The organism is Celeribacter persicus, assembly GCF_003050785.1.
Taxonomy (GTDB): Bacteria; Pseudomonadota; Alphaproteobacteria; order Rhodobacterales; family Rhodobacteraceae; genus Celeribacter; species Celeribacter persicus.
Window position 1 is genome coordinate 1 of the sequence record NZ_QAOH01000021.1, and the last position, 17,453, is coordinate 17,453.

Consider the following 17,453-nt stretch of genomic DNA (forward strand, 5'->3'; position numbering starts at 1 on the left):
GAAAAATGCTCGCCAACTTGCTTCATTTCTATGATCTATATCCGAATATTCTGCTCCATTTAAAAAGCATTGATCGGGCTTCACTCGCTCCCGATTTACTCGAATCCCTTGAATTTCATGGGCAGAGACAACGTGAGATATTCGATATTGCGCAGGTCTACCAGATTGATGAAAGCGCCGAGATGATGCTGGGCAACCTTTCGGCTCAAATGCAAAGGGACGGTCTCGACAGCATGTTCAGCTCCGTCCGCCTGCCGTTTCCTGCGATGTTGCTGACCGTGCCAGAACCGAAAGTGGGCGATTGGCCTGCCGCGCTGATCACCCAAGATGAGGATACGCTTTATACTCAAATTTATCATGTAAACAAAGATGGCTTGTTTCCAAACCTGCTGATCTTCAGATCACGAGGAGCGTCGGTAGATATCTTGCATTCGCCGACATTTGCTCTGGCTCAGGCGAATGGGGATGGCGTTACCGAAGAAGCTGCCATTAAACAGGAAAAGCGTCTCTGCTTCGGTTTCCTGGCAATGGCTGTTGGCATGTCAATCCTGTTCGAGCACAAGGCCATGCTGGAAAAAGAGGAAGTGCCAGCCTATCCGCGCGCAGAGAGGCGAAGGGCACAAAAGTCAGGTCGAGCACTACCCAATAAATCCATTATCAAGGTCAGTCTAGGCGAGCTTGGAAAACGTCAGCTTGAAGCGACTTACAGTGAGAGCAAAGCAAACGAAGGGGAACGCTCCAAACGCAGAGCACATTGGGTACAGGGACATTTTATGCGCAACCGGGCGGGTGGCATCAGTTGGCGAAACCCACATATCCGGGGCGTAGGCCCGCTTCTTGAGCAAGAACGGCATATTTCCGTTGAAGAGGAGTGATGCAGACAGGTCTGAATGTCTCCCTGTGGACGCGAGGCATTGAGGCGCTAACGATCCATAGCCAGCGCCTCATTGATATGTTTCTTAAGTATCTGAATCTTCCCCTGTCGAGGACAACGCGTCCTGCAAGCCCTGCTCCAAGAGCTGGAGAATGTGCAGCGGCATTTCATCAACGCTCCACGCTCTGCGCGGATCGGGCCAGAGTTGGTCGAAGATGTCTTCTGTCATGACGACATAGGCAATCCTGCCATGATGACGCAAAAACGTCGGCCCCTTGTCGGCCTGTCGCGCCAATTTCAACGCGTCGTATTGCAGTGTCTCAACGTCGAAACGACGGCCTTGGAGTGGCGGAAGTTTAGAACGATCCATAGATTTTCCTTTCATCGGCGCACGACACTGGTCACGGAGAAGTCCGTGTTGGCGTGCGAGCGAGATGGAAAATCTAAGTCATGTGTCTGCGTACCATGTGTGCCGGAATGTGTCATCCCTGTTTGACGCTGAGCGTCATGCCGGACATCGCCTCCCAACTTAGGCCCAATTGCCGAATGCAGATGTTCCCATTACGTTCCATTCATGCGAGTCGATATTCACACCATCTTCCCCCTGCGCCGCGCGCGGGTGCATGAGGTCTATGGTCCCAGTTCCATGAGCTTCGCCGCCATGGCTGCGGCAGGCGCGTGCCTCTGGATCAGAGAAAGCTGGCACTCTGACACGATCACGCCTCAGGGGCTTTTGCCGATCTTCGATCCAGCGCGCCTGTTGCTGGCCCGCCCCAAGGATCAAACCGATGCGCTCGCCGTCGCCGAAGAGGTGCTAAAAGACGGTGCGCTCCCCTTTGTCGTCATCGAAATCACCCGTCCGCTAAACCTACGCGAGGGGCGGCGGTTGCAACTCGCGGCCAAGGCAGGCGGCTCCACGGGGCTTTGCATCATTCCCGAAGGCATGGGGTCGAACGCCGCCGAGACCCGTTGGCATGCCGCGCCGATCTTTGACACACAAAGCGAGGACTCGACTCTGATGCGATGGGAAATTAAAAAGAACAAATCGGGAACATGTGGTGCCTGGAATGTTCGATGGGATCAAAAAACGCGTCGTGTGCATGTGGTTTCCCCGGTTGGCGAGCGACCGGGTTCTGCGCGCACGTCTGGTTGATGGCCCCTTCGCGATCACGCTCAAGTCGAACAACACCGAACGGATTTATTGTCTGAACGAGACCGCCGAAGGCTTGGGCCTGACGCGCGGCATGAGCTTTGCCGACGCCCGCGCCTTTTGTCCCGACCTGATCAGCCAACCCGCGCGCCCCGATCTCGATGCCCGGTTCCTCGCCATGCTGCGCCGTTGGGCGACGCGCTATTGCCCTTGGGTGGGGCGTGATGGCGAAGATGGCTTGGTGCTGGATGTCACCGGATCGACGCATCTTTGGGGCGGGGAAGCGGAGATGCTGGCGGATATTCAAGATCGCGCGATGCGGGCGGGACTGACGCTCCGTTTGGGATGCGCGGGGACCCGTGGCGCGGCTTGGGCCTTTGCGCACTTTGGAACGAGAGAGGAAGCCCTCACCGATCTTCCAGTAACCGCGCTGCGTCTTGATGAAACGATGGTGACTGCCTTGCAACGCCTCGGCCTGCGCAGCATTGGCGATCTGGCGGACGTCGCCCGTGCGCCGCTGACCCGTCGCTTCGGCCCTGACCTGCTACTGCGCCTCGATCAAGCCATGGGTCACATCCCCGAACCCGTCACGCCCGAAAGCGAACCGCCAAGCTTTGCGACCCGCATGAGTCTACCGGAGCCCGTCGGCCTGACCGAAGATGTGATGGGCCTCACCGCCCGGCTTCTCTCCCCGCTCTGTGACACGCTCAACCGCCATGAAATGGGCGCGCGTCGCCTCACTCTGACCCTGCGCCGAGTCGATCAGGGCAGTCAACAGGTCGAGCTGCGCCTTGCCGCGCCGATGCGCGATCCGCAGCGGATTTTGCCTTTGTTCGAGCGCGGGGTGAGCGAGGTGGATGCGGGCTTTGGCATCGATCAGATTCGGCTGGAAGCCACACAGGTCGAACCGCTCCCCGTGCAGCAGATCGGCAATGCACAAACCTCCCCCGATCAGCTCAACGACCTGATCACCCGGATCGGCACGCGCATCGGGCTGGAAAACATTCAACGTTTCCTCCCCGCCGACAGCCACATCCCGGAGCGCAGCTTTGCCATCGCGCCCGCCGCCTTCAGTACGCCCGACAGCGCATGGTCCTGCCTGCGCCCGCGTCCCCTGCGCCTGTTTTCGCCCGAACCGATTGCCGGTCATAGCGCCGAGCCTCCCGCGCGGTTTCGTTGGCGCCGCATGTCGCTTACCACCGGGCGCGCCACCGGCCCCGAACGCATCGCGCCGGAATGGTGGCTGCCGAATGACGCATGGCGCTCGGGGGTACGCGACTATTGGCGGATCGAAACTCGCGAGGGACGCCGCCTTTGGCTTTATCACACGCCGCAAAACCCCGGCTGGTTCGTACAAGGAGAATTCGCATGAGTTTCCTTTGTGCCGAAAATACTCCACCCCAGCCCACCTCCTACGCCGAGCTGTGCGTCACCTCGAACTTTACCTTCCTTACAGGCGCTTCGCATCCCGAGGAGCTGATGCTGCGTGCCGCAGAGCTGGGGTTAGAGGCCATCGCGATCACCGACCGCAACACGCTTGCGGGCGTTGTGCGGGCTTATTCGGCGCTCAAGACACTCCGCGAAGAGGTCGCCGCACAGCTTCGCGTGCGCTCCTCGCATCAGGTCGATCCTTGTTCGCGACAAGAGATTGGGGCGCCGCAAGACTTCCCTGTTCCGCTGACTCCAAAGCTGCCGAAGCTCATCGTCGGCAGCCGCCTCGTCCTGCGCGATTGCCCTGTCGAATGGCTCGCACTGCCTACCGACCGTGCGGCCTATCACCGGCTGTCGCGGCTTTTGACCTTGGGCAAGCGGCGGGCGGAAAAAGCCGAATGCCATCTTGATCTGAGCGATCTTGAGACAGACTGTCAGGGGATGATCCTCATTGCCTTGCCCCCGAAGGACCTAACGCGTGCTCAACCCGCCCTTCAGCGCTTACAACGCCGTTACCCCGGCTACGTCTTTCTCGGCGCCGCCCCGCGCTATGATGGCTCCGATCAGAGATGGTTCGACGCCTGTGCCGCACTGGCGCTGCGGTGCTCGACCCCGATGGTCGCGGTGGGCGATGTGCTCATGCATCACGGACGGCGGCGCAGGCTCGCGGACGTGCTGACCTGTCTGCGCGAGGGGCTGACCATCGACCGGATCGGCACCAAGGCCCTGCCCAATGCCGAACGCCGTCTGAAGGGCGCCGCCGACATGGCGCGGCTCTATCGCAACCACCCGGCGGCGCTCAAACGCACCTTGGAGATCGCCGCGCGCTGTGGCTTTGATCTCTCGGAACTCAGTTACGAATACCCCGATGAGATGTCGGAGGGCGAAGCGCCGCAGGACCGGTTGGACCGGCTGGCGCGCGAGGGGCTGCGCCGCCGTTATCCGGAGGGCGCGACCGAGCGCGTACATCAGTTGATGCACAAGGAGCTGTCCCTGATCGGCGAACTCAACTACGCGCCCTATTTCCTCACCGTGCATGACATCGTGCAAGAAGCGCGGTCGCGCGGCATTCTTTGCCAGGGGCGCGGTTCGGCGGCCAATTCCATCCTCTGCTACCTTCTCGGTATCACCGATGTGTCGCCCGACATGATCGGCATGGTGTTCGAACGCTTCATCTCCCGGCACCGCGGCGAGCCGCCCGACATCGACGTGGATTTCGAACACGAGCGCCGCGAGGAAGTGATCCAGTGGATCTATGAGAAATACGGTCGCCACCGCGCCGGGCTTTGTGCGACCGTGATCCATTTCCGCACCCGCGCCGCGATCCGCGAGGTGGGCAAGGTTATGGGATTGTCCCAAGACCTCACCGCGCGACTGTCGGGCGACATCTGGGGGCTGACCAATTCCGGCGCGGATATGGAGCGGGCGATAGAACTGGGCCTCAATCCCAAGGACCGGCGGCTGGCGCAGACCATAGACCTCATCGGCGAGATCATTGGATTTCCGCGCCACCTCTCACAACATGTCGGCGGCTTCATCATCACGCGCGGGCGTCTCGACGAGCTTTGCCCCATCGAGAATGCGGCGATGGAAAACCGCACGGTGATCGAATGGGACAAGGACGACATCGACGCTTTGGGCATTCTCAAGGTCGATATTCTGAGCCTCGGGATGCTGACCTGCCTGCGCAAAAGCTTCGATCTTTTGGATGCGCATGAGAAGACGCGCCTCACCCTCGACACCGTGCCGCAAGAGGACCGCACAACCTATGAGATGTTGCAACGCGCCGATGCGGTGGGGGTGTTTCAGGTCGAAAGCCGGGCGCAGATGAACTTTCTGCCGCGCATGAAACCCGCCACGTTTTACGATCTGGTGATCGAGGTCGCAATCGTCCGCCCCGGTCCCATTCAGGGCGGCATGGTCAAACCCTACATTCGACGGCGGCAGGGATTGGAGGCCCCCGAACCCTTTGGTCCTGCGCTCGAAGAGGTCACGCGCAAAACGCTTGGCGTGCCGCTATTTCAGGAACAAGCCATGCAGATCGCCGTCGTCGGCGCGGGCTATTCGGCGGAAGAGGCCGACAAGCTACGGCGCTCGCTGGCCTCCTTCCGGCGCATGGGCACCATCGGCGAGCACCGCGACCGGTTTGTGCGCGGCATGATGGGGAATGGCTACAGCCAAGAGATCGCGGAGGCCTGTTTCGGCCAGATCGAAGGCTTCGCGGATTACGGCTTTCCCGAAAGCCACGCGGCGGCCTTTGCCATGCTGACCTATGTGTCGTCCTGGCTCAAATGCCATCACCCAGCTGTGTTCGCCTGCGCTTTGCTGAATTCCCAGCCAATGGGGTTCTACGCCCCGGCGCAGATCGTGCGGGATGTCCGCGAACATGGCGTCGAGGTGCGCCCCGTCTGCGTGAACCATTCCGAGTGGGACAACCTGTTGGAGCGTCGGGCCGACGGGGCGCTGGCGCTGCGCCTCGGGTTTCGCCAAATCAAAGGCTTTCGCGAAGAGGACGCCGGTTGGATCACAGCAGCGCGTGGCAACGGCTACCAAGACCCGGAAAGTGTTTGGCTCCGCGCAGGCGTCGCACCGCATGTGCTCGAACGGCTGGCAGAAGCCGACGCCTTTATGGGCATGGGACTAACGCGCCGCGATGCCCTGTGGCAGGTCCGCGCGATCCGGGCCCCGAAGCCGCTGCCGTTGTTTTCTGATCCGCTCGATGGTGAGGGCATTCGTGAACCCGAAGTCATCCTGCCCAACATGCATCTGGGCGAGGAAGTCGTGGAGGATTACGTCGCCTTGCGCCTGACGCTTCGCGCCCATCCGATGGAGCTTTTGCGCCCCTCGCTCCCAAACCTGACGCCGCACGACCGCCTGCCAACAGCGCCCCTCATCCGCACCACCGTCTGCGGTCTCGTCATCACCCGGCAACGCCCCGGCACGGCGTCGGGCGTGATCTTCCTGACGCTCGAAGACGAAACCGGCGTCTCCAACGTGGTGGTCTGGCCCAAGGTCTACGAGCGTTTCCGCCGCATCGTCATGGGCGGGCGTCTCTTGCGTGTCACCGGTCGGCTGGAGCGCGAAGGCATCGTCGTCCACCTCATCGCCGATCACATCGAAGACCTGTCGCACAAGCTCTCAGAGCTGGGCCATCCGCTCGACGACGCCATCGGCATCACCCAGCCACAAGCCGACGACGCCCCCCGCCCCCCACGCTACCCATCCCGTGCGCGTCACCCCAGGGAGCAGGCCAAGCGGTTGTTTCCAAGCCGGGATTTCCATTGAGAGTGGATGGGGAAGCGGCCCAAACCTGACATCATCCAGCATCACTCGGTTGACCAAGGACCGCGCCACTGATTTCCTTACCGTTCGCCGTAAGTGCTCATTCTACGCCGCAGACATTAGAACTTCTGAAAGGGCGGAGAGCGGCCGTTCGCAGCACTCGCAAGCTATCGAACTGCCTCGAACGTTAGCTGACATCGGCGTCGCGCATACATCCGCACGCAAAGGCTTCTTGCGCCTTTGACATTTTCAACAGCTAACTAAGGAATAGGCTTCCGTCATTGACACGGCACTTGTAGCCTTCTGATTTTGATAAGTATGTTTTGCGAGAGAGGGCAATACGGTGATGTCGGACAGTGCAAGTATTGAGAAAAGCGACGATACTGTCCCTCAACGAATTCTGGCGTGGTCGAAGAGCCGCCCGCTATGGCAACGCGATGCGCTGCGCCGCATTGTCCTGAACGGCTATCCGGACGAAGAGGCGTTCGAGGAATTATTGGCACTTTGCAAGAAAGAGCATGGCGATCAGACCGTGACGCTGGCAGCCAAGCCACTCTCGAAGGACCATTTGCCGGTTGATCCTGGTGCCGGCGAGTCGATTTCCCTGTCCGGCATCGCAAATGTATCTGGTGTCAACCAGCTCGCAACCGGCCAGACCCTGAACTTCGAAGAGTCCGGACTGACCATAGTTTACGGGCAGAACGGCACCGGAAAATCTGGCTATACGCGGATTCTCAAAAAGGCTTGTCGCTCACGACATGCTGGCGAGATCATACCTGATGTTTACAGCGTTTCACCGACGCGCACAGCAAAGGCCGATCTGAAAATAACCCGTACCAGCGGCGCAGCGGAAACGGTCGCATGGGAAGATGAGGGCGAGGCCGCAGAGATGCTTTCCGCCATCACGGTCTTCGACCGGGATGCGGCTTCGGTACATGTTCAGAAGAAGAACGAGGTTTGGTTTCGCCCCTTCGGCCTTGATATTCCGGATGACCTCGCCGGTGTCTGTCAGGAAATTAAGGCACGCCTGACAACCGAGAAAGAAACACTAGAGCAAAAGCGTAACTCTGTTTTCGTCAATCCGATCTGGTCAAGCCGCTCTGCCCTCGGCAAAGCCCTGTCTTCGCTTCGTCATGATACCGACATCGCTGCCCTAACGCCCAAGACAGCCTTTTCGGATGCGGACGAAGCGCGCCTTATCAAGCTTCAGGCCGATCTCGCTCAAGACCCCGCCGTGGCGGCGCAAGCGCAGCGCGACTACGCGGCTCAGCTCGATCAACTGGAATCCTATTTGAAGCGGATCGAGCAGGCGTTGAATAGCGAGGCCATTCAGGCGCTTCATGCGACGAAAAAAGGTGCTGACGACATGCGCATGGCCGCCAACACGGCAGCGCATGATGCATTTTCCGGATTGGCGCTTGAGGGCGTTGGTGAAACCGTCTGGCGGACTCTCTGGGAATCCGCCAGAGCATATTCGCAAGTGGCGAAGAGCGCCGGTACAGCGTTTCCACCATCGTCAGGAGATATCTGCGTTCTGTGCCATCAGGAGATCGACGAGCCCACTGCCGCGCGGATGCTTGGCTTTGAGGACTTCATCAAGGAGGACACTGAAACCAAAGCGGCAGAGGCCGAGCGTGTCTTCAAGGAAGCAGAGCAAAAATTCCGCGCTGTGGTCGTTCACGTAAACAAAGTCTCTGCGGCCTATCGGAGTTTGAAAGCCGGCAACTTCGCGCTCGCAAGGCAAGTACTGCGCTTCATCGCGCTTACGCGGCGTGTGCAGGTGCAAACGCTTGCGCGGCTCTCCGGCGAAGATGTTCCGACTCCGTTGGCTTTGCCTGAATCCGTCGCGGAGCCCGTAAACACGGAAGCCGCGCATACCCGCGCCTATGCGGCTTCTCTCAATGACGCATCCGGGGGCGAAGCACGAGAAGCCGTACTCAACGAACAGGCCAATCTGCAGGATCGGAAACAAAGTCACGAGCTTCTGGATATCGCAAAAACAGAGATCGCGAGGCTCTCAGAGCTAAAGCGCATTGAAGACTGCTTGCGCGACACTGCCACCACGGCGATCACGCGGCTCGGGAACGAAATCGCCGACAACTTGATCACGCCGCGTATGCGCGATCGGTTCCAACAAGAGATCGTCGCGCTGGCTGGCAATCGCGTACGGGTTGAGGTCGTGCGCTCGGGAGGCAAATTCGGTTCACCGCAATACGAGGTAAAGCTCTATGCCAACCCCAAGGCCAAGGTCCATGATGTGCTCAGTGAGGGCGAGCAGACCTGTGTGGCGTTGGCCTCATACCTCACCGAACTAGCCAATGCATCGCATACATCGGCGCTTGTGTTCGATGATCCGGTCTCATCACTCGATCATCGCTGGCGCTCAAAAGTCGCCAAGCGCCTGGCAAAGGAAGCCGGCGTGCGGCAGGTTATCGTGTTCACGCATGACATGATATTCGTAAACGATCTGGCGCAATTGGCTTCGGAGCGAAATACGCCGACTGCGCTGGCGCATCTCTCGCGCGGACAGGATGTCGTTGGCATCGTGAACAAGGATTTGCCGTGGACGGCCTCTAGTATTCCAGATCGGATTGACAAAATTGAAAAAGAAGCCCGCGCTGCAAAGCGCTTGTTCGAGGAGAACAACGACGAGGGCTACAAAACGGCAGTATCTTCGCTCTACAGTCGATTGCGGGCGACTTGGGAACGGGCGCTAGAAGACATCGTATTTGCCAATGTCGTGGTGCGTCACCGAGATTACATAAACACCAAGGATTTGAAGCGTGTAACAGCCCTGGAAGAGGGAGATGTCCAAACTTTCCAAAATGGATTCAAAAAGTGCTGTGACTTCGTCGATGCGCATGATCCTTCCCGCGGCCATGATCCCGAGCCACCGGAGCCATCCGAAGTCATGGCCGACATCAAGTCGTTGAAGGACTGGTCTGAAGGTTTGCGCACCAAGATGAAGCGCGTTTCTTGACGAAATAGTAACTACGTCATGGCTCTTTCTGAATGCCGTTCGCTTTGCCTTTGATATCAATACATCTTACTAAACAATCAACTAGTACCAACGCACTTGAAGGAGAGTCGAGCTATGAAACAGGCGACAAGGCAGTATGGCCCCCTCCAGCCCCTCGCCGAACAACACTGCATCACGACCAAGCTCGATGCTCTGATGGCCCTATGCGATCAGCCGGAGGCCAACTTCACCGCCATTACCCGCAGCAAACTCCTCGACTCCGCGCTGCACGAGGCCATGGAGCTTGCTGTAAAAGCAGTCAACGCATGACCAAAATTTGCGCGGTTCATCGGTTCTTTCCAGTCGGGCAAGGCTTGTTTGTCACCGGTTCGGTAGAGTTCTGGCCTCCCGCACGACGACCCCGCCGAATTGTAGATACTGGCGGACCGCCCAGGCCGGCTCCAGTGGGGCCATATCGCTGGGTCTATGACTGTGGTTCCAGTTCGGGAAAGCGGCTGGTCACCAACGCGATCGACGATCTGAAACGTGATTGCCAAGGTGAGAAAATCGACCTTCTCAACCTATCGCATTTCCACAATGACCACATCAGCGGTGTCGTTGAACTGCTGAATAAGATCGGCGCCAAGACGGTAATGCTACCGTGGGCACCCCTGTGGCACCGGCTGCTGATCGGGTTTGAACAAGGGCTGAGGGCAGAAGACCCCGAGATGTTGTTCTATGTCGACCCCGTGCGATACTTCATCCAGGAAGCGGGTGAAGGGTTTGAACAGGTCCTGTTCGTTATGCCCTCTAACGAAGATGGGCCGCCATTCTCGACGGAACCGACAGCAGCCCCCGAACCGCCCGAAGACTTAGATGACCCCGACAAGCCGTCCGGGCCCGGCGAACCCGTTTCGTACGGAGATTTGGAAGGGGCATATGGTCACTTGGACCATCGCGTTCGGATGCTGCGATCTGGTAAAACAATTGTCATCCATGGGGTTTGGGAATTTCTGCCCTACAATGATCCCGCTACAGTACCTGATGACCCATTCGGGTTTGCGTTAAAAGTGGAATCGTATCGAGGATCGCTGCTGAACGGAAACGAAGACAAACGGCAAAGCGCTCTTGATGAACTGCGGACGCTCTATGAGGCGACCTTTGGTCGTGGGGCGGCCATGAACAATGTCAGTCTGATGCTTTATGGCGGTGCAGTTGGCCCTTGGGCGGGGCAGAGTATCTGTAATTGCGAATGTTTGTATCACCGACTTATCGGCGCTTGCGGCTGTTGGAAGGAACATGAAACGAGAGGTGCGATCCTGCTAACGGGCGATGGGAACCTGAATAGTGCCGCAAAGTGGGAAGATTTGGAGAGTTACCTTGATGCGCGCCGCGCAAGACGCGTTAGCGTATTTCAGGTTGCGCATCATGGTGCGAGGGTCAATTGGCACGACGGCCTTGCAGCACTTGTTGCGCCGAAGACAAGCGTATTCAGCTCTGAGCCACGCCGTAGTTACGGCCACCCGCATGCAGAAGTACTGCGAGATTTCTGGACGTTTGGACCGATCCAAGTGGATCAGCTGTCAGGGTATTCAGTTCGAATTCTTCTGGAGCGTTGATTTGGGTGTGTTGAGATAGACTGAGCATTAATGGGGGTGCAGCGACTATCCGAAACGGCCGCAGACCGTCGTTTGAGCTGGCAAAATGCTGCGCTCTGCATGAACGGCCGCAATGGCGGAGCGCAATGCAGCATTTTGACTTGATGGGCAAGGTCGGCTTTGGGCCGTCTGTTAAGACGGCCCTTTGCCTTCAGATTTCTACCGCCTCGGCGATGGTCAGCGCATCTTCGAGTTCAACACCGAGATAGCGCACCGTGCTATCCATTTTCGTATGGCCCAACAAAAGCTGAACCGCGCGTAGGTTGCCGGTCTTGCGGTATATCTGCGCGACCTTGGTGCGCCGCATAGAGTGGGTGCCATAGGCGCTCGGCTCTAGGCCGATTGAGCTCACCCATTCACGCACCAGGCGAGCGTATTGCCTCGTCGAAATATGCAGGCGCTCGTGGAAGCGGCCAGGCCACAAATGTTCCGATCCGATCATCAAGGGATCCTCGAGCCAAGCCGCGACAGCCTTTCGCGTTCCCTCGGTGATCTCGAAGCTGACCGGTTTACGCGTCTTGCTCTGGACGATTGAAGCGCGGTGCTTGACCTGTCCGGCAGCATAGACGTCAGCGACCTTGAGCTTTACTAGATCGCAGCCCCGCAACTTGCTGTCGATGGCGAGATTGAATAGCGCCAGCTCTCGGATTTTCTGCGCGATCTCAAGACGAACCCGGATCGCCCAGACGTGTTTCGGTGCAAGCGGTCGCTTCTGGCCGACGATCCGCCCCTTGTTCCAAGCTGGGCGACATGCACGAATTGCAGGCAGGTTTGTAGTTGGCATAGTGGTTGCTCCCATCCACCACGCCCACCACGTCCTCGGCAGCATGCCGACACCCGATCATACCACACTCGCCACGCTTAAAGGCGATCAAGTCGAACAAAGCATGCCGCGCCGCCGCAAGTCTGCTTCGAGCCCAAACTCGTCTCTCAATCACCTGCCTATCCACGCCAATCTCCACTACCGTCACCGGGCCATTCCAATGGCGCAACGTTGCCTTCCCTGTTCGTGTAGACGGGCAGCCCGTCCTTCTCGACGAGCGGGCTGAAGGCGCCTGGGTTGCGGGCGTACATACCCACCATCAAATCCACGGTCTTGTGGGGAGCTGACAACATACAATTCACCATATCAATCCCATCTTCTGTGCGTCGATAGGTGGAGTCGGTCCCGTTGGGCCAGTGTACTCTGAAGCCGCACATGAGGCCCTCACGGTCTGCAAGCACTTCCATCATTCCCTTGTAGTGGGCGTCATAGGGAATTGCCCTTCCTGCTTGGTCTCCCCATACACGTCGGGCGCTTTGTTCAATGCTGAAAAAAGCAGCAACGAATGCTTTTGCGGAAAGAAGGATCCGATCAAGTTCTTCGAACGAGATCTCGAAGCCTTTGTTTCCACTGATACCGCCGCGGCAACGGAAACCATTTTCGGTTAAAATGTAATCCGAGTGGCTGATAGCATTTCGCAGCTGGCTATTGTAAAATTCGTCGAAAATTGATCCCACCCCGAGACCAGCTTCTTCCGAAAGCGTTTTTATGATCTCGATTTTTCGGCCAGTCGGTACTCCGCGTTTTTTGAAGGCCTTTTGCTCCCGCTTCGACAGGTATTCGGAGTATGGGTTGGGGCTATACATGACCCTTCACTTCGGGTAGAGATCAGTACCGCAACCGCTTCCTGATCTTTGCCTCGTCGTCTTGCCAGTCGGCCTCGTGACGGTATCGATCAGCCATCTGGCGCAGCATGGCGGCGACCTTCGGATGCGTGTAGTCGGACGCCTTCGCCCAGGTCTCGTACCGTTCCGCCAGCTCGCGTTCCTGGGCGCCGCCCTCACCCCGAAAGTGCGCACCCCGTGCGTTGTATTTCCCAATAACCATTCCCTCTGCCATGCGCTTCGACATCACATGCTCCAGAACCGTTCTCACGGGTTCACATGGCCATGTACCATCCGCGTCGCTGGGAGCGTTGGAAAGTAGCTCTCCGATCTTGTAGTCGGCAATCTTCGAGCGTGACAGGTCGGCACAAATCTTCTGTGCCTTGGAAACCCATGCTTCGAGCAATTCAGCTTCAATCTCGCCCTCTTTGTTGCGTCCAGGAATCCCCTTGAGAAGATCAAGGAGGTGGTATGCGTTTTCGGCGAGGCGCTGGTCGTCAGGTGATACCTCTTGGCCTTTTGGAGCGTCATCGCTTTTGAATGCCAAGGCTATGGCCTCGCAGAAGATGGACGGATCACTGTTGACTTGCCGTTCAATGTTTTCCGCCCTTCCTTGGTCATATCGAAAGGCCCCAAGGTAACCGAACTCCAGCTGCGCGAGTTTTTCCGACCCAATCGTGCCCCGCGCGGTCAATATTTCAATTGCCTTGCGGATGGCGTAACCATCAAGTTTTTTTGCCAGGGTGGCCGCCTCGTTTGAGCGCGGCGCCTCTTCCAGCATTCTGTACAGCTGATCCGATCCTACGCGTTCTAGATCGAAGTGGACGAATTGGAAGGCCGTCAAAGGACGCCCGGCATCGAGGAGTTCCGAAAGGGCTCTGGCTAGATCGGCTTCTGTCTGTCGTTGCCATCTTGGAATGACAACCTTCCAATATTCGCGCGAAACCTCGTCGCCCCGTTCAGCCACTGCTTCCCAAATCTCGCGCGAAAAGGGAGCGAGACAAAGCAGTTGCACTTCCGTGCTCGGGTCCGAATTAACCGTCAGGGAATTGATCAGACTTCGACCGTCTCGCTCCGATGCGGCGAGGAAACCGGAAACAACTTCCCGACGCATCAATGAATCCGCTATGGAACCGTCGGCTAAAACGGCGCGTAGGAACACTTCCTGTTGGCTGACATCCGGCGTCTGTTGCGCGCAGAGGAACCCGATGACGTATGCGGCCTCTCCAGTGGCGGCAAGGCGCAGTATGCCACCGATACCGGCATGTGACGTGATCTCCTTCAACGCCTCAATCCGCTTCTTTTCGACCCAGGCCTCCCTTTCCTCAAAATCGGCGCCGTCATCGATGTCATCCCAGGATTCTTGCACCCAAGGCGACTTGAACAGCCAGGCATGTTTCCAAACGACGTCCTCTGGCTCTAGCGTTTCAAAGCACAGCCGCGCGGCGTCTATCTGTTCGCTTTCACCATTGTCAGGAGCATCGTCTTTTTTGTTTTTCACTCTTTTTTGAGTGCGACGAAACGAGACTCGAATTCTCTCACGGAACCATGCCTTGTCTTCATCGCTTGCGCCCGTTGCCCACTCATCGACCTTTGCCCAGATCGCCGCCCGTTGGTTCGGTGCGATGCCAAGTATGTTCGTTACAAGGTCGTTGAGCGTGTGTCGGTCGTGGGATTCCCAATTGATAGCAAGCTCAACACAATGCTCGGAGAAGTTCCAACTTTCACCATAGGTCACTGGCTCTCCATATCCAAATGCGTAGTCACGCCATCTCGGTTTATGATTGTAATCACCCGTTCGCGAACCTAGCGCAATCTGGTCGACAATCAGCGTCCAGGCCACGCGTGGGTGTGACTTTGCCAACCGGGACATGGCCGCTTTGCGTTGTTCGACATCGGCGCCGGTCTGAGGCATCCAGCTTCTAAAGATCGACTCAAGGGAGTGGATCGGCTTGTTCAGCCAATTGTCGTCGATCTCGACCTCACTGAGTTTGGCAAGTATGTCGATCACTCGTGCGAAGTAGGTCGGCGACCAGGCCAGGTTTTCGAGTGCCCACAAAAGCCCAGTGCGAGGATTCGAGCCAAACAAGCCCGCCTCGGCAGGACGGAGAATTCCGAGCGCTTTCGGTGAGGCTTCTGCGAGATCCTCCTCGACAATTTCCAAGAAGGTCTCGGGAGCAGCTTCGGCGTACAACGGAAGATCTGAGTTGTGCGATTCAAGCTTTTCATCGGAGAGTGGGTGAAGAAGGTTCTTCACCAGACGTGCAGCGACCGCATCCAACGAAATGCCAGTCCGCGCGGCTGAGAGGTTTGCGCCATGGATGGCCATGAGCACAAGGCTCTCGGCAATTCCATCACGAAGTGCCCCCGAGATTTCTCGTGTCTTACCATAGATGCCAGCCGCCCAGCGGTCCTTTTCGGGCAAGTCCAAGGACGGATCGCGCTCGGAAAGAACAAGCTCGGTCGCTTCCTCGAAACGCTTCAAACTGTCGGCGGTAACCCAGCGGGTTACCCCGTAGAGTGCGTCGATCTTCGAGATCACACCGCGAAAGCTGCCGACAGCCCACACCGGTGCCTCGTCCAATTGAAGTAGCGCCGAAAAAGCGTGCTCCAGTTCTGCGTATTCGGACTTGCCGGCAAGGTGACAAAGGATGAACTGGTCGGCAGGGTTTGACGCATTCCACGCGCCGGCTAACATCAACGGAAACAGCGTGGTCGCTAGATTCTGATCTTCGCTCCAGTCAGGCGTCTTCAGGGCAGAACTCTGAGACAGTCTTCGCCGCAGGACCGTCAATGAGTGCCCAGATTCATGGCCGAGTCGTTCTATCGCGTCCCTGCCCAATCCCATGTCGGACAACGCTTTGTCGAACGCGCTCCAGCTTAACGGGTCGATTGTTGCATCAGCATCCAATTGAACCATGTTGCGTGGGGAAATGATGATCCCACCTAGTCGAGTCCCTGTTTGGGAGAGTTCTTTTTCTAGATCCGACCGGCAAATCACAGGTAGGAATGTCGGCGCGTTCGTGGCGAGGGCTGAGATTGTTCCGGGTTCGGTGAAGACGACAGAGCGATCCCGAAGCGCAGCGGTCTTCTCGTCTGTTGCCTGCAAAAGGCAATGCACAAACGCCAGACCTTCCTGTTGAGAATCTGCCGCGATACGGATTGGCTTCGTTGGGTGTTTGGTCAAACGGTCGACGATCTTGCCTCTTTGGGTTGAGAGCACTTCGTCGAAGATCGACGCGGTGAACGAAGGATCGCAATCCGCGTTCCATTCACGCCAACATGTGTCGAGCGATTTGGTCCCGCGCGTGCTTCTCCCTAACTCGGAATCGAGCCAGGCCTGGGCGGCGATAGAGTTCTCCAGCCATTGCTCCAGATCACTAGAATCATACGCCCGGACGTCCTTCCAGAGACCTTCGTCCTGTTTGTCCCTGCACCAATTCGTTTTCTCAGACCACCGGCGAGGCGTGACAAACACGAAGGTTGTGTTCTTTCGTATCTCTTCCGGAGCGGCAGCGACGCTTTTCGCATAGTCCTTGTTGGCCTTTGGTGTGACTTTGGCGTTCGTTCCAAACTCCCACCCGGAAGTCCCGACAGGCACCCAAGGGTTCCCACTGTCGGAGCGTACCTCGCCGTCCCAGCCGGGACGTTCGGAATCGTCATTCCCTGGAAAATCAACAAATTCGGCATCGCCGAGGGTCGAATGAACAAGGGTTCGCAGAAAGACTGCGAGCCTAGCTCTCGAATTGTGTTGTGACGCCCATTGCTCTATTTCATTGGCCCGGAATTTCAGGAACGGCGGAACATAGGTGCGAGCCGATACCAACTCGTTGCTCGCCGCCGAGTTTTCATAATCGAAAGCACTTTGCATGGCCAACAGTTCGACGGCATTGGCGTTAAATGCGCGTTCAAGCCGAGCCGCCATGTCCGGGGACAATGCCGAGTGTCCATTCAGAAGGTTTGAAAGTGCCGGACGACCAACGTTGAGTGTCTTTGCTGCTTCCGAAACAGAGACTGCCTTTGGAATCACCTTTTCCCGAATGTAAGGCCCCGGGTGCCCGTTTTGTTGCTTGCTCATTGGCCACCTCCGATCTTGATGTAATGTGTAGCGCAATACGATACACATTGCAAGTGTGGGACCGTTTTCGCGAGTCTGGCTGTCCGAACGTGATCTCGTGAACCGAGCAGGAAGCCTGTCTCAGCCATTCGGCTCAGTGCCCTCACAGAAGAGCGTTGAGGCGGCCCACACATATGTAGTCCATAGGCCGCCACATTCCCTCCGCGTGTGCCCTGGCACACTTGGAGCCCTATCCAAAAGCTTGCATCAAACCCCGCGACGCCTCCGGCTGTGGATCAACCATCTTCCGCCGTAAAGCGGTCTCTCGAGAAACGAGTTGGCCCAGCTCCGAACCCTTGCTCCTCAACGTCGAGGGTTATGGCTGCTCTTCGCTT

At 57.8% G+C, this 17,453-nt stretch carries 11 protein-coding genes; 7 read left to right on the plus strand and 4 right to left on the minus strand.

All coding sequences use genetic code 11. From position 1 onward, the window contains the following. Nucleotides 1-875 (plus strand): hypothetical protein (locus C8N42_RS21700; RefSeq protein ID WP_170109358.1); only part of this gene is annotated, 875 nt, incomplete at its 5' end. Between the two features lie 84 nt (nt 876-959). Here C8N42_RS21700 and C8N42_RS17895 read toward each other — a convergent pair. Beyond that, nucleotides 960-1,244, minus strand: a complete 285-nt coding sequence (locus C8N42_RS17895; protein ID WP_107817861.1) for a hypothetical protein — start codon at nt 1,242-1,244, stop codon at nt 960-962. A 204-nt stretch (nt 1,245-1,448) separates the two neighbouring features. Between C8N42_RS17895 and C8N42_RS17900 the strand changes: the two genes are divergently transcribed. From C8N42_RS17900 to C8N42_RS17920, 6 genes are all read left to right on the plus strand, one after another. Then, a complete protein-coding gene (locus tag C8N42_RS17900; RefSeq protein WP_107817862.1) occupies nt 1,449-2,027 on the plus strand; it encodes an ImuA family protein in 579 nt (192 codons plus the stop codon). After that, complete coding sequence (locus C8N42_RS17905) at nt 1,942-3,396, plus strand: Y-family DNA polymerase (RefSeq protein ID WP_170109359.1); 1,455 nt, start codon at nt 1,942-1,944, stop codon at nt 3,394-3,396. Before C8N42_RS17900 ends, C8N42_RS17905 begins: the two co-directional genes overlap by 86 nt. After that, nucleotides 3,393-6,740: an error-prone DNA polymerase gene (locus C8N42_RS17910; protein ID WP_107817864.1), complete on the plus strand. Its 3,348-nt coding sequence runs from the start codon at nt 3,393-3,395 to the stop codon at nt 6,738-6,740. The genes C8N42_RS17905 and C8N42_RS17910 overlap by 4 nt, the downstream gene beginning before the upstream one ends. A gap of 343 nt (nt 6,741-7,083) precedes the next feature. Continuing rightward, nucleotides 7,084-9,717 (plus strand): AAA family ATPase, encoded by a 2,634-nt coding sequence (locus C8N42_RS17915; RefSeq protein ID WP_107817865.1) that lies wholly within the window; start codon nt 7,084-7,086, stop codon nt 9,715-9,717. 114 nt (nt 9,718-9,831) lie between these two features. Then, the gene (locus C8N42_RS21705) at nt 9,832-10,026 is read left to right on the plus strand and encodes a restriction endonuclease subunit S domain-containing protein (RefSeq protein WP_170109360.1); all 195 of its coding nucleotides are present in this window, start codon (nt 9,832-9,834) and stop codon (nt 10,024-10,026) included. Then, nucleotides 10,023-11,315, plus strand: coding sequence for an MBL fold metallo-hydrolase (locus C8N42_RS17920; RefSeq protein WP_170109361.1), 1,293 nt, complete (start codon nt 10,023-10,025; stop codon nt 11,313-11,315). Before C8N42_RS21705 ends, C8N42_RS17920 begins: the two co-directional genes overlap by 4 nt. 190 nt (nt 11,316-11,505) lie before the next feature. Here the strand turns inward: C8N42_RS17920 and C8N42_RS17925 are convergent, their stop codons facing one another. From C8N42_RS17925 to C8N42_RS17935, 3 genes are all read right to left on the minus strand, one after another. Further along, the gene (locus C8N42_RS17925) at nt 11,506-12,138 is read right to left on the minus strand and encodes a tyrosine-type recombinase/integrase (RefSeq protein ID WP_107817867.1); all 633 of its coding nucleotides are present in this window, start codon (nt 12,136-12,138) and stop codon (nt 11,506-11,508) included. Nucleotides 12,139-12,296: 158 nt separating this feature from the next. Continuing rightward, entirely contained in the window at nt 12,297-12,983 is a 687-nt protein-coding gene (locus tag C8N42_RS17930) for a hypothetical protein (protein WP_107817868.1), read from the minus strand. A 22-nt stretch (nt 12,984-13,005) separates the two neighbouring features. Further along, nucleotides 13,006-17,079: a HigA family addiction module antitoxin gene (locus C8N42_RS17935; RefSeq protein ID WP_170109362.1), complete on the minus strand. Its 4,074-nt coding sequence runs from the start codon at nt 17,077-17,079 to the stop codon at nt 13,006-13,008. Nucleotides 17,080-17,453 lie beyond the last annotated feature (374 nt).

Coding starts and splice junctions, on each gene's coding strand:
- C8N42_RS17895 (WP_107817861.1), bottom strand. CDS start 1,244: ATGGATCGTTCTAAACTTCCGCCACTCCAAGGCCGTCGTTTCGACGTT.
- C8N42_RS17900 (WP_107817862.1), top strand. CDS start 1,449: ATGCGAGTCGATATTCACACCATCTTCCCCCTGCGCCGCGCGCGGGTG.
- C8N42_RS17905 (WP_170109359.1), top strand. CDS start 1,942: ATGTTCGATGGGATCAAAAAACGCGTCGTGTGCATGTGGTTTCCCCGG.
- C8N42_RS17910 (WP_107817864.1), top strand. CDS start 3,393: ATGAGTTTCCTTTGTGCCGAAAATACTCCACCCCAGCCCACCTCCTAC.
- C8N42_RS17915 (WP_107817865.1), top strand. CDS start 7,084: ATGTCGGACAGTGCAAGTATTGAGAAAAGCGACGATACTGTCCCTCAA.
- C8N42_RS21705 (WP_170109360.1), top strand. CDS start 9,832: ATGAAACAGGCGACAAGGCAGTATGGCCCCCTCCAGCCCCTCGCCGAA.
- C8N42_RS17920 (WP_170109361.1), top strand. CDS start 10,023: ATGACCAAAATTTGCGCGGTTCATCGGTTCTTTCCAGTCGGGCAAGGC.
- C8N42_RS17925 (WP_107817867.1), bottom strand. CDS start 12,138: ATGCCAACTACAAACCTGCCTGCAATTCGTGCATGTCGCCCAGCTTGG.
- C8N42_RS17930 (WP_107817868.1), bottom strand. CDS start 12,983: ATGTATAGCCCCAACCCATACTCCGAATACCTGTCGAAGCGGGAGCAA.
- C8N42_RS17935 (WP_170109362.1), bottom strand. CDS start 17,079: ATGAGCAAGCAACAAAACGGGCACCCGGGGCCTTACATTCGGGAAAAG.